The 12,026-nt window shown below is 71.5% G+C and carries 9 protein-coding genes; 3 read left to right on the top strand and 6 right to left on the bottom strand.

Going from position 1 to position 12,026, the window contains the following annotated elements:
* Positions 1 to 141: 141 nt before the first annotated feature.
* Positions 142 to 2,499, bottom strand: a complete 2,358-nt coding sequence (locus ACFYYF_RS11010) for an FUSC family protein (RefSeq protein WP_388773707.1) — start codon at positions 2,497 to 2,499, stop codon at positions 142 to 144.
* A 45-nt stretch (positions 2,500 to 2,544) separates the two neighbouring features.
* On the opposite strand from ACFYYF_RS11010, the gene ACFYYF_RS11005 reads away from it, so the two are divergent.
* Positions 2,545 to 2,916, top strand: coding sequence for a WYL domain-containing protein (locus ACFYYF_RS11005; protein ID WP_388774359.1), 372 nt, complete (start codon positions 2,545 to 2,547; stop codon positions 2,914 to 2,916).
* A 51-nt stretch (positions 2,917 to 2,967) separates the two neighbouring features.
* Here the strand turns inward: ACFYYF_RS11005 and ACFYYF_RS11000 are convergent, their stop codons facing one another.
* On the bottom strand, positions 2,968 to 3,732 hold the full coding sequence (locus ACFYYF_RS11000; RefSeq protein WP_388773704.1) for an SDR family oxidoreductase: 765 nt from the start codon (positions 3,730 to 3,732) through the stop codon (positions 2,968 to 2,970).
* Between the two features lie 100 nt (positions 3,733 to 3,832).
* On the opposite strand from ACFYYF_RS11000, the gene ACFYYF_RS10995 reads away from it, so the two are divergent.
* Together ACFYYF_RS10995 and ACFYYF_RS10990 are read left to right on the top strand one after the other, a co-directional pair.
* Positions 3,833 to 4,696, top strand: coding sequence for a helix-turn-helix transcriptional regulator (locus ACFYYF_RS10995; RefSeq protein WP_388773702.1), 864 nt, complete (start codon positions 3,833 to 3,835; stop codon positions 4,694 to 4,696).
* A gap of 266 nt (positions 4,697 to 4,962) precedes the next feature.
* Positions 4,963 to 6,348, top strand: a complete 1,386-nt coding sequence (locus ACFYYF_RS10990; protein WP_388773699.1) for an MFS transporter — start codon at positions 4,963 to 4,965, stop codon at positions 6,346 to 6,348.
* Between the two features lie 130 nt (positions 6,349 to 6,478).
* Here the strand turns inward: ACFYYF_RS10990 and ACFYYF_RS10985 are convergent, their stop codons facing one another.
* The 4 genes from ACFYYF_RS10985 to lnt all read right to left on the bottom strand — a co-directional run bounded on the left by ACFYYF_RS10985 (position 6,479) and on the right by lnt (position 11,890).
* Positions 6,479 to 8,404 (bottom strand): helix-turn-helix domain-containing protein, encoded by a 1,926-nt coding sequence (locus tag ACFYYF_RS10985; protein ID WP_388773697.1) that lies wholly within the window; start codon positions 8,402 to 8,404, stop codon positions 6,479 to 6,481.
* Positions 8,405 to 8,850: 446 nt separating this feature from the next.
* Entirely contained in the window at positions 8,851 to 9,651 is an 801-nt protein-coding gene (locus ACFYYF_RS10980; protein WP_388773694.1) for a 3-hydroxybutyrate dehydrogenase, read from the bottom strand.
* A 60-nt stretch (positions 9,652 to 9,711) separates the two neighbouring features.
* Positions 9,712 to 10,185: an NUDIX domain-containing protein gene (locus ACFYYF_RS10975; RefSeq protein WP_388773691.1), complete on the bottom strand. Its 474-nt coding sequence runs from the start codon at positions 10,183 to 10,185 to the stop codon at positions 9,712 to 9,714.
* 91 nt (positions 10,186 to 10,276) lie between these two features.
* Positions 10,277 to 11,890 carry an apolipoprotein N-acyltransferase gene (gene lnt / locus ACFYYF_RS10970; protein ID WP_388773689.1) on the bottom strand — a complete coding sequence of 538 codons (1,614 nt, stop codon included), beginning with the start codon at positions 11,888 to 11,890 and terminating at the stop codon, positions 10,277 to 10,279.
* Positions 11,891 to 12,026: the final 136 nt, after the last annotated feature.

Raw genomic sequence — 12,026 nt, 5'->3', positions numbered from 1 at the left:
ACCGCCCGCCGCCGTCCCGAACCGGCAGGCAGGGCCCGGGCGGTGCGGGTGGCGGGAGTTCCTCAGGCTTTCGTGGGTTTCGTGAAAGGCAGGACGAGGCAGGTCGGGTGGGCGGCGTCTCGGTGGATCAGCCGGAGCAGGTCAGCGCGTCCCGTTCCCTCGGGTGCGTCCGGAGAACCGGAACAGGCGCAGACGGGCGTTGTGCTCGCGCTGCCGCTCGGCCACGGCGCGGGCCGGCTTCAGCACGATCCGCTGGAGCCTCCGTGCCGCTTCGAGATGGTCGGCGGTCCACACGACCCGGATGGCGTCCGGCGACTGCTCGCTCTTCTCGTCGACGAGGTCACGCTCGACCGCGTGGATCAGCCGTTCGTCGGCCCCCACGTCCCGGGGCTGCGCCTCGGGCACGTCTCCGAGCCCCGCCATGGCGTCGGCCGTCGCCTCGTACCAGGAGACCAGCGCGTCCCTCGATCGATCGATCTCCGAGCGCGCGGCGCTGCGGTCGGCACCCGACCCGCCCTGGTCCCGCCCCCACAGGTCGAGTACGGCGTCGGCGGTGAGCCGGAGCACGGCGACGGCGGTCACCAGGGTGGTGACGTCGGTCAGCGGAAGGTGCTTGGTGCCGCGTTCCGCGAGGAACCCCCGGAAGGCGTCGTCCAGCCGCCGGGCCGCCGCCGCGGCACGGTAGCGCTCCTCGTCCGGGAGCGGAGCGGTCCTTACGAGGCTGTCGCAGCGGGTCACGCCGTAGCCGATCGCGCCGCGCAGATACCTGGTGCTCTCCGAGAATCCCTCCGCGAGGGCGTGCCCGAGGAGGGGCGCGGCGCCGCGGGGCCAGAACAGCGTTCCCACGACCACGCTCACGGCGCATCCGATCGCGACGTCCTCGATCCGCACGATTCCCACGGTCCAGCCGACGGGTTCGAGGAGGTTGAACAGGATCAGGATCGAGACCGTGAAGCCCGCCTGTCCCGCGGCGAAGGAGATGGTCGCCGGGGCCAGGCCGGTGAAGAGCACGGCGATGGGCAGCAGGACCCAGAGGAACGTGGTGTTCGATCCGATCAGGTAGATCAGTCCCCCGCCGATGAGAATGCCGACCGCGGTGCCGGCGATCGCCCGCAGCGAGTTCTGCCCGGTCAGCACGGCGCTGGAGCGCAGCACGGCCAGGGTTCCGAAGACCACCCAGAAGCTGTGCTGCACGCCCGACTGCTCCGCGACCAGCACGGCGAGAGCGAGGGCGATCGCGCCGCGGACGCTGTTGCGCAGCCACGCCGAGTGCCGTTCGGTGTGCGCACCGGCACGTTCCTGGGCCGAGGCCAGGGTCGAGGCGGCGCCTTCGGGTCGTTGTCCGATGAGCCGCTGCCACAGAGTGCGCCCGCGCGCCGCGAGGATCAGCTCGACGTTCCTGGCGATGACGGAGACCGCGAAGCTCATCTCCTGAGCGCGGAAGCTCGGCTCCAGCGAGCTCAGGAAGCGTGTCGCGGTCGTGTCGGGCCGGATGTCCGCCCGGGGCCGCCCAGCCTCACGGTCGTCGGTGGTGACCGGCCGGAACGAGGTGACGGTGTTCTCCATCGCCGAGCGGGCCAGGGCGAGGCGTTCCTGCAAGGCGGTCAGGTGCCCGGGTTCCTGGTCGTCCGTCGCGGACAACGCCTCGGCGCTCGCCCGCAGCAGATCCGCGGCGGCCGTCTTCACCCCGCAGACGACCGCGTCCGAGGGGGTCGCCTTCTCGCCCACGGACACGCGGTCCAGGACCGTGGCGAGCAGCAGCACCTCGTCGACCAGCCGGATCAGGACGCGGGTGGACGTGGCGAGACCCGTCGGCCGGTAGGGGGTCGCGAAGTACGCGTCGCGCAGCGCGGTCACCGCGTCCTTCGCCTCGTTCACGACCGTGCCGAGCGCCGTGCGATCCGCCGTGCCGAAGCCGCGCAGCACGCAGTCCGCCTCGGCCCTGAGCTGCACGGCGAGCGCTCGGCACGCGGTCGCGGTGGCGTCGCGCAGCGGGTCGCGCACGGGAGTGGGCCACAGCAGGCGGACGGCCAGGAGCGAGGTGACCCCGGCCAGACCCCAGCCCGCGAGCCGGTCCGGGATCGCCTGCGCCGTCCCGGGGAGGGTGGCGGCCAGGACGAAACTCACGAGCAAGGAGGTGGAGGCACCCGCCAGGGCCGAGCTGACCACGCCCGAGAACAGGACGAGGAAGCTGACGACCGCCGTGGCGAGGGTGCACAGCCAGACGTCCCGGGAGACCAGCGTGCCGAGGGAGATCAGCACCGCTCCGGTCACGACGAGGGCGGCCTGTTCGATGAGCCGGTCGCGCATGGGCCCCGCGAACTCGACGAACAGCAGCATCGCGATCGACCCGAAGGCCGCGAAGAGCGGGACGACCGGACTGTCAGTGAGCGCGAGCGCGACGGCGAAGAGGCCGGGAGCGACGATCGCGGCTCTGACAGACCTGCGGAGCGCGGTCAGACCCGCGTCGCGCCGCAGCAGGGACCGCAGGACGTTCACAGCAGACGCCTCCCAGACACATCCGGTCTCGCACGTCTCGTCACTCTGCCAGCTCGTCCCGGAAAGACAGGTCAGGCTTCGGCTCCGGGAGGGTCGCGCGATGCGGCCCATGTCGTCGGCACCTTCCGCGGCTCCACCGACGACACCGCACTGTGGCCGTGCCAGGGCACCGTCATCCTGGACCTGGACGCCGCCACAGTGGCCCGCTACACACGCGAGGGTGTCGTCGAGGAGCTGGACGACGGTCGCTGCAGGCTCACCCTCGGATCATGGTCCTGGCCCGGTCTCGCCTCCGCCCTCGCCCGGTACGACGCCGAGATCGAAGTCGTCGGCCCCAGGGAACTCACCGACGCCTTCACCCACCTCGGCAACCGTTTCCTGCGTACCGCGCCGGGACCTACCGCCACGGCGCCCTGAGACCGAGCGACGACCACGCCCGCCGTGCCGCTCGTTCCCGGACGGCTCGGCTCACGAATGTGCCGGTTGTGGGGCGTTGAGGGTCCGCACGACCTGGTCGTAGTCGCCACGAGCCTCGCCGTAGCGCAGGAACTTCACCCGCTCGACCTGGATCTCCCTGGCGTCGGGCTGGGATGCGATCAGGCTCATCACCTCGGCGACGAACTCGTCGAGCGGCATGGCGTGTTCGCTCTCCTCCTGGCCGGGCAGCAGCGCCGTCCGCACCGCCGGCGGTTCGAGCTCCACGACGTTCACCGAGGTACCGGCGAGCTGCAGCCGGATGGACTCGCTGAGCATGTGGATCGCGGCCTTCGAGGCGTTGTAGCTCGGCGTGATCCGCAGCGGGGTGAACGCCAGGCCCGAGGAAACGGTCATGATCGTGGCGGCCGGCCGGGTCTGGAGGTGTTCGACGAATGCGGCGATGAGCCGGATCGGACCGAGCAGGTTCGTGGTCACGACGGACTCGGCGGAGGCGAGGAACGACTCGGGCTTTCGCCAGTCCTCGGCCCGCATGATTCCGGCCATGGTCACGAGCACGTCCAGGTCCGGGTGAGCGGTCAGCACCTGCCGTGCGGCGGTGGTGATGCTTGCCGCGTCCGCGATGTCGATGCGCACGGTGTCGATGCCGGGGTGCTCGGCCGCGATCCGTTCCAGCAGGTCGGTGCGCCGGCCTCCGATGATGACGGTGTTGCCCTTCGCCTTCAGCGCGAGGGCCAGGGCGAGGCCGATACCGCTAGTGGCGCCGGGAATGAAGACGGTGTTTCCGGAGATGTTCATGCCTCGATCCTCACCGCCTCGTCGGCGCGGGTGCAGAGACCACTTATCGGGGGATCGGCGATCCCTGGTTCGCCCCCGGAGAGCGGACGACAATGGCTCCATGGACCGAGAGGCACTGGCGGAATTCCTGCGCCGCCACCGCGAGGCGCTGCGACCGGAGGATGTCGCCCTTCCCTCGGGCGCACGTCGGCGGGCCCCGGGCCTGAGGCGCGAGGAGGTGGCCTCCCTCGCGGTGATGTCGACCGACTACTACACCCGCTTGGAACAGCGGCGTGGCCCGCAGCCCAGCGAGCAGATGCTGGCCTCGCTCGCCCGTGCCCTGCGCCTGACAGATGACGAGCGCGCCTACCTGTACCGGATCGCCGGACGCAACGCGCCCGCGACGCTGTCGGCCCACACCCATGTCGCCCCGGCGCTGCTGCGGGTGCTGGACCACCTCGACGACACACCCGCGATGATCCTGACCGACCTCGGTGAAGCGCTGGTGCAGAACCGGATGGCCATCGCCCTGTTCGGCGACGCCTCCCGGCACACGGGGCTCGCGCGCAGCGCGATCTACCGCTGGTTCACCGATCCCGTGGAACGCTCGCTCTACCCCGAGGACGATCACGAACGGCAGAGCCGTGCCCAGGTCGCCAATCTGCGGGCCGCCCACGGGCTGCGCGGACCGGGGTCGCGTGCCGGGACACTCGTACGCACCCTGCAGAGGGCGAGCGCGGAGTTCGCCGAGCTGTGGGACCGGCACGAGGTCGCCCAGCGCTTCCAGGACCACAAGACACTCCTGCATCCCGAAATGGGCCCGATCGAGCTGGACTGCCAGGCGCTCTTCACCGAGGACCAGTCCCAGACCCTCCTCGTCCTCACCGCCCCGCCCCGCACCGAGGGACACGAGAAGCTGCGCCTGCTCGCCGTCCTCGGCCTGAACCGCTTCACGGAGGCGGACATCTCGACGTCCGAGCGCTGACATCCGGTCAGGCCGGACTGCTCACTCGGCGGGTTCACCAACGAGCCCCATCCGGCCGCGACCGAGGGTCCGGCCGCTGCCGCGGGCACGCTGGCTGCTGCGCTGCGGTGAGTCCGGCGCGGTCGGCCTTCCCTTGAGCCGGCATGGTGGCCGCACGCATAGCCACCCCTGGAACTATGTTGTCCCACCACATGTGCGCCTGATCTGGCTGTTTCTACGGTGTGCCGACACGTACCGTCCCCACCGCACACGAGGAAGTGGCGCACATGGCCTCCGCAGCATCCGCTCCCCCGACATCCGCCAATCTGAAGCGCATCGTCGCCGCCAGTCTCATCGGCACCACCATCGAGTGGTACGACTTCTTCCTCTACGGCTCGGCCGCCGCCCTGGTCTTCAACCAGCTGTTCTTCCCCGGATCCGACCCGCTCGTCGGCACGCTGCTGTCCTTCCTGACGTACGCGGTCGGGTTCGCGGCCCGGCCGCTGGGTGCGCTCGTCTTCGGGCACTTCGGCGACCGGCTCGGCCGCAAGCGGCTGCTGGTGCTGAGTCTGCTGCTGATGGGTGGGGCGACGTTCGCGATCGGCCTGCTGCCCACGCACGCGACCGTCGGCGCGACGGCCCCCGTGCTGCTCACGGCGCTGCGTCTGGTGCAGGGCTTCGCGCTGGGCGGCGAGTGGGGCGGCGCGGTCCTGCTGGTGTCCGAGCACGGCGACGCCCGGCGCCGGGGGTTCTGGGCTTCGTGGCCGCAGACCGGTGCTCCGGCCGGTCAGCTTCTGGCGACCGGTGTTCTGTCCCTGCTCACCGCCACGCAGTCGGACGCCACCTTCCTCTCCTGGGGCTGGCGCGTTCCGTTCCTCCTCTCCGGAGTGCTGGTCATCGTGGGTTTGTGGATTCGTCTGTCTGTCGACGAATCGCCTGTTTTCAAGGAGGCCCTGGCGCGGTCCGAGGCCCGCAAGTCGGCCGGAGCGGACGAGCCGGAGAAGCTTCCGCTGGTCTCCGTCCTGCGCCACCACTGGCGTGACGTGCTCATCGCGATGGGCGCCCGCATGGCCGAGAACATCAGCTACTACGTGATCACCGCCTTCATCCTCGTGTACGCCACCACCTCCGCCGGCGTCTCCAAGCAGACCGCGCTCAACGCCGTTCTCATCGCCTCGGCGGTGCACTTCGCCGTCATCCCGGCCTGGGGCGCCCTCTCCGACCGCATCGGCCGCCGCCCCGTCTATCTGATCGGCGCCGCGGGCATCGGCCTCTGGATGTTCCCGTTCTTCTCGCTCATCGACACCGGTGGCTTCTCGAACCTGCTCGTCGCCGTCACCGTCGGCCTGGTCCTGCACGGCGCCATGTACGCGCCCCAGGCCGCCTTCTTCTCCGAGATGTTCGCGACCCGGATGCGCTACTCCGGTGCCTCCATGGGGGCCCAGTTCGCCTCCGTCGCGGCGGGCGCGCCCGCACCCCTCATCGCGACGGCCCTGCTCGACTCCTACGGCACTTCCACCCCCATCTCCCTGTACGTGATCGCGGCGGTGCTGCTGACCCTGATCGCCCTGGCCTTCGCGAAGGAGACCCGCGAGCGGGACCTGTCCGCCGTGGACGCCGTGACCGATGACCGGCCGGCTCCGGTCGCGCCGGCCGACGCCCACCGGGTCTGACCACCGGCCCGCACTCCCCGATCCCCGTACGCGATGCCGCGTGCGGGGATCAGTGCCGTCCGCCCGACGTCAGTACCGCCCGTCCCCCATCAGTGCCGCCGTCCCCCCCATCAGTGCCATCCGTCCGCCATCAGTGCGGGCCGTCCGACGACAACCGATGCAGTCTCAGGGCGAGTTGGATCTCCAAGGTTCGGGCCGGACTCTGCCAGTCGTCCCCGAGCAGACGCCCGACCCGCTCCAACCGCTGCGCCACCGTGTTCACATGCACATGCAGGGCGTCCTTCGTGCGGGCCGGGCTCATCCCGCTGGCGAAGTACGCGTCGAGGGTGCGCAGCAGGTCGGTACCGCGCCGTTCGTCGTAGTCGACGACTCCTCCGATCGTCCGGGCGACGAACCCGGAGATGTCCCGGTCCCCGGCGAGCAGCAGCCCGAGGAAGCCGAAGTCCTCCGCCGCCGCGCCGTCCCCGCTCCGGCCGAGCAGGCGCAGCGCCTCCAGACAACGCTGCCCCTCCGTATAAGCCGCGGCCACCGCCTCGGGATGTGCGGCGAGCATGTCGAGGGGTGCGGATGCGCCCACGGTCACCGCCTCCTGAACGGCGATGCCCAGCTCCTTGGCCGTGCGGCGGGCCAGTGTCGTCGCCGTGTCGCCGGGCCCGAGCGGGAGCAGCAGGACCGTGCCCCCGTCCCGGGCGGCGGCCAGTCCGTGGCGGGTGGCGGCCAGATGGGACGCGGCCGACCACAGCCGCCTGCGCGCGCCCGCCTCCTGGCCGGCGTCCGCGGCCACGACGTCGAGCCGCGCGGCGAGCACCACATGAGGTCCGTCGAGATCGGCGTGCAGCCGCTCCGCCCGTGCCCGCAGCAGCCCTGGATCGCGGTCCCGGGCATCGAGCAGGTCGTCCAGCAGCTCGCCGCGGACCCGCTGCTCCGCCTCGGAGGCCGAGCGTCTGGCGAGCAGGAGCAGTGAGGTGACCATCGCGGCGCGCTCCAGGGTGCGCTGGTCGACGGGGTCGAGGCCCGGATGCCCGCGCAGCACCAGCGCGCCGAGCAGTTCGCCTCCCGCTGCCACCGCGGCGACCCAGTCGCCGCCGTGCCGGACGGCATGGCCGTCGGCGCGGGCCGCCTCCACGGCCACGGGCGGTGTTCCGCCCGGCTCGGTGAACTCGACCGTGCCGTCCAGGACTTCGGACACCGCGGCGGCGACGTCGTGGACTCCCCCGCCGCGCAGGACCAGTTCGGCCAGCCGGTCGTGGACGTCCGAGGCGCGTTCGATGACGGCGCTGCGGTCCTGGATGATCTCGTTGGCCCGGCCCAGGCGGTCCAGGGCGGAGCGTGTCTCCGTGAGTGCGTTCGCCGTGTCGATGGCGGCGGCGGCCAGGGCGGCGAAGGAGCCGAGCAGGGCGATCTGCTCGCGCTCGAAGACCCGGGTCCTGCGGTCCGCCGCGAACAGCACGCCGATGACCTGGGGCCCGATCATCAGCGGCACGCCGAGGATCGCGACAAGCCCCTCGTCCTGGACACCCGCGTCGATGGTCCGGGTGTGCTGGAAGCGCTCGTCCTTGAAGTAGTCGTCGGTGACGTACGGGCGGGCGGTCTGGGCGACGAGTCCGCCCAGCCCCTCTCCCATGCCGAGCCGCAGCTGCTGGAAGCGGGCGGCGACCGAGCCCTCGGTGACGCGCATGTACGTGTCGCCCTCGGAGGCGTCGTTCAGGCTGAGATACGCGATGTCCGTGCCGAGCAGGGACCGGGCCCGCTGCACGATCGCCCGCAGGACGGCGTCGAGGTCGCGCAGGCCCGCCAGGTCGTGCGCGGTCTCGAAGAGCGCGGAGAGCTCGGCCTCGCGGCGGCGCCGCCCTTCTATCTCCGTGCGCACGCGCAGGGCGAGCAGCTTGGCCCGTTCGAGCGCGGCGACGCGCCGGTCGGGCCGGCCCTCGGCACGGGCGAGCAGGACCGGCTGCTCATAGGCGTCGGCGGTCGCTCCTCGGGCCAGGAGTTCCAGGAACGGCGCTTCCACGCTGTCGGCGGAGCGCTCGGCTGATGGCAGGTGATCGCGGGACATGGCAACAGGATCGCGCATCCGTGAGGCGGCCTTCCGGCGCTGTGGACAACCGTCCGCGAGGCGGCACCAAGGCCCTGTGGACAACCATCCGCGGAGCGGCGCCCGGGCCTCGTGGAGAAGGGTCGTCAGAGCGGCGCCCGGGCCTGGTGGACAAGGGTCCGCAGGGCAGCACCGGGGCCTGGTGGGCAGGTCTGCGGGGCCGCACGTGGGCTTGACGGGCAACGGTCCGCGGGGCCACACATCGGCCTATGAACAGCGGTCCGCAGGGCAGCACACGAGCCTGGTGAACAGCGGTCCGCAGGGCAGCACCGAGGCCTGGTGGACAAAGGTCTGCCAGGCAGCACACGAGCCTGGTGGACAAGGTGTGCCAGGCAGCACACGAGCCTGGTGGACAAGTCGTCCCCGGACCCGGCACGCCACGCTTCCCGGTGGGCCGGCCTCCGGGCTCAGTGCGCCGTCCAGCCCCCGTCCAGCGCCAGCGACGTACCGGTCATGAAGGCCGCCTGCGGGCCGCAGAGGTAGGCCACCGCCTCCGCGACCTCCTCCGGCTCGATGAGCCGCTTGACCGCGCTGTCCCGCAGCATGACCTCCGTCAGCACGCGCTCCCGGGGGATGCCGTGCGTGCGCGCCTGATCGGCCAGCTGTTTCTCCACGAGTGCGGTGCGCACATAGGCCGGGTTCACACAGTTGGAGGTGACTCCATGGGGCGCGCCTTCGAGGGCCGCGGTCTTCGAGAGCCCTTCGAGTCCGTGTTTCGCGGCGACGTAGGCGGATTTGAACGCCGAGGCGCGCAGTCCGTGGACCGAGGAGACGTTGACGATACGGCCCCAGCCCTGCCCGTACATGTGCGGTAGAGCGCCGCGGATGAGCCGGAAGGGCGCTTCCAGCATCACGGTCAGCACCGTGTGGAAGACGTCGGGCGGGAACTCCTCGAGGGGGCGGACCATCTGCAGTCCGGCGTTGTTCACGAGGACGTCGGTGCCGGCCGCGGCCTGTTCCGCCGCGTCGAGGTCGGTGAGGTCCAGGACCTGCGGCTCGACCGTCCCGGCGAGGCCGTGCGCCTGATCGGCCAGGGTTTCCAGACCTTCGGCGTCCCGGTCGACCGCTCTCACCTTGGCGCCGGCGGCGGCGAGCCGCAGCGCGCAGGCGCGGCCGATGCCGCTCGCGGCTCCGGTGACGAGGGCGGTGCGGCCGCCGAGGTCGAGAGGGAAGGCGTGGGGGCCCGGAAGGGCGCTGGGCGCGGTCATGGCTCGACCCTAGGCAGCGCCCAGACCCCGTCCGATGTGGTTAGCACACACACTTCGCCCTCAGGACATGGGCTCGAACCATGTGGGTTCGTCGAGCTGTGCCTGCTTGATCCGGACCAGCGCGTGCGCGTCCAGCTTCGGCAGGGCGTCCACCGCGAACCAGCCGACCTGGAGCGACTCGTCGTCGTTGACGCGGGCTTCGCCGCCGACGGCACGGCAGCGGAGCGTGGTGTCCATGAACTGGCAGACATCGCCGTTGGGGAAGGTCACCCGGCCCCCGGCCTGGACCATCACGACGCGTTCGACCTCGACGTGGACGGCCGTCTCCTCGTACACCTCGCGCACCGCGCAGGCGGCGGGCTGCTCCCCGGGCTCGGGGATGCCGGAGATCAGCGCCCACTTGTGGCTGTCCGAGCGCTGGCCGAGCAGAATGCGGCCCTCGTCGTCGAAGACGACGGCGCTGACGCCGGGGAGCCAGAGGAGCTGGTGGCCGGCGAAGGCCCGGATCTCGCGGATGAAGTCGGGAGTAGGCATGAGCCGACCCTATCCGCGCGACTCCGGTGTCCCGCGCGCAGGCGCCGGCGGATGCCGCCGGCGCCATCCGTCGTGACCGGCCGGACAGGCCCTAGGCGCCGGTGTGGCGCCGCGAGCGGACCGCCGTCGTGGCGGCCCAGCCGAGGCCGCCCGCTGCGACGAGCACCAGGACGATCTCGGGGACGATGCCGAGCTTCGTGGCCGGGGTCTCGGAGGAGCGCAGCGGAACCTTCTGGACCAGCGAGTCGGCGACGAACATCCCGGTCCGCTGGGTGATCTTCCCGTCGGGCATGATCACGGCGCTGACACCGCTCGTCACGGGCACCGTGACCGTACGGCTGTGCTCGACGGCGCGGATGCGGGACATGGCGAGCTGCTGGTAGGTCATCTCGCTGCGGTCGAAGGTCGCGTTGTTGCTGGGCACCGAGATGATCTGCGCGCCGTCGGTGACGGTGCTGCGCACGGCCCAGTCGAAGGCCGCCTCGTAGCAGGTGACGAGGCCGACGCCGGTGCCGTTCATCGTGAACACACCGGGCTTCGTGCCGCGGCTGAAGTCCTGGCGGACCATGCTGGTCCAGTTCTTGTTGATCGCGTTGAGGACGGGACGCAGCGGAAGGTACTCGCCGAACGGCTGGACCTGCCGCTTGTCGTAGGTGTCCACCGGGCCCTTCTCCGGGTCCCACAGGATCTGCTCGTTGTAGAGCTTGCCGTCCCGCTCGACGACCGCGCCGACCGAGACGGGGGCGCCGATCGCCTTGGCCGCCCGGTCGATCACGATGCTCGCGTCGGAGTTGGCGAACGGGTCGATGTCGGAGGAGTTCTCCGGCCACAGCACCAGGTCGGGCTGCGGAACCTTGCCCGCCTTGACCTCGGCGGCCAGGCGCTCGGTCTCGCGCACGTGGTGGTCGAGGACGGCGCGCCGCTGGGCGTTGAAGTCGAGTCCCGCGCGCGGGACGTTGCCCTGGATGACCGCGACCGTCGCGGTGCCGTCCTCCGCCTTGTCGCTGACGAGCGTCCGCGCGACGAGCGCTCCGACGAGGGGAACGGCGACGCCGAGCAGGGCCACGACGGCCGCGCCGCGGCGCAGGACGCCGGTGGCGCGCCGCTCGACGGCGAGGCGGACGATCTCGTACAGCCCGAAACCGCACAGCACGACGGCGAAACCGAGGACCGGGGTACCGCCGACCGCGGCGAGCGGCAGGAAGACACCGTCGGCCTGCCCGAAGGCGATCTTTCCCCAGGGGAAGCCGCCGAAGGGCGCACGCGCGCGTGCCGCCTCCCCGGCGATCCAGAGGGCCGCCGCCCACACCGGCCACCCGGGCAGCCGGGAGACGAAGGTGATCCCCGCTCCGACCAGTGCGACGTAGACGGCCTCCACCGCGACGAGGGCGAGCCAGGGACCGGAGCCGACCTCGACGCCGGTCCACACCAGCAGCGGGAGCAGGAATCCGAGGCCGAAGAGATAGCCGAGGCCGAGACCGGCCTTCCAGGAGCGACCGCGCAGGATCCAGCCGAAGACCGCGAAGGCCGGCAGAGCGAGCCACCACAGGGTCCTTGGCGGGAAGCTGACGTACAGCAGCACTCCGGAGAGCGCCGCGGCGGCGGCCGGAGCAAGGCGACTGACCAGTGCGGACCCGCGTGAGGCGGGCGCGACCTGGGGTTCGAGCTGTTCCGGCTCGTCTACGGTGGTTGCGGTGGCGGTCACTCCGGGAGTGTACGGCGCCTGACCTGGGCGCGGACAGCTCGGTCCGACGGGTCCCGGTCGGCGGAACACCCCTTGACAGGTCCCCTCGTACGGATGGGCAGGTCCCCTCGTACGGACTTGCCGCAACGTTCCTGCA

Source organism: Streptomyces sp. NPDC001914 (assembly GCF_042891215.1).
Lineage (GTDB): Bacteria > Actinomycetota > Actinomycetes > Streptomycetales > Streptomycetaceae > Streptomyces.
Note: the sequence above shows the minus strand (reverse complement) of the source record. Positions and strands in the feature narration are given on the sequence as shown.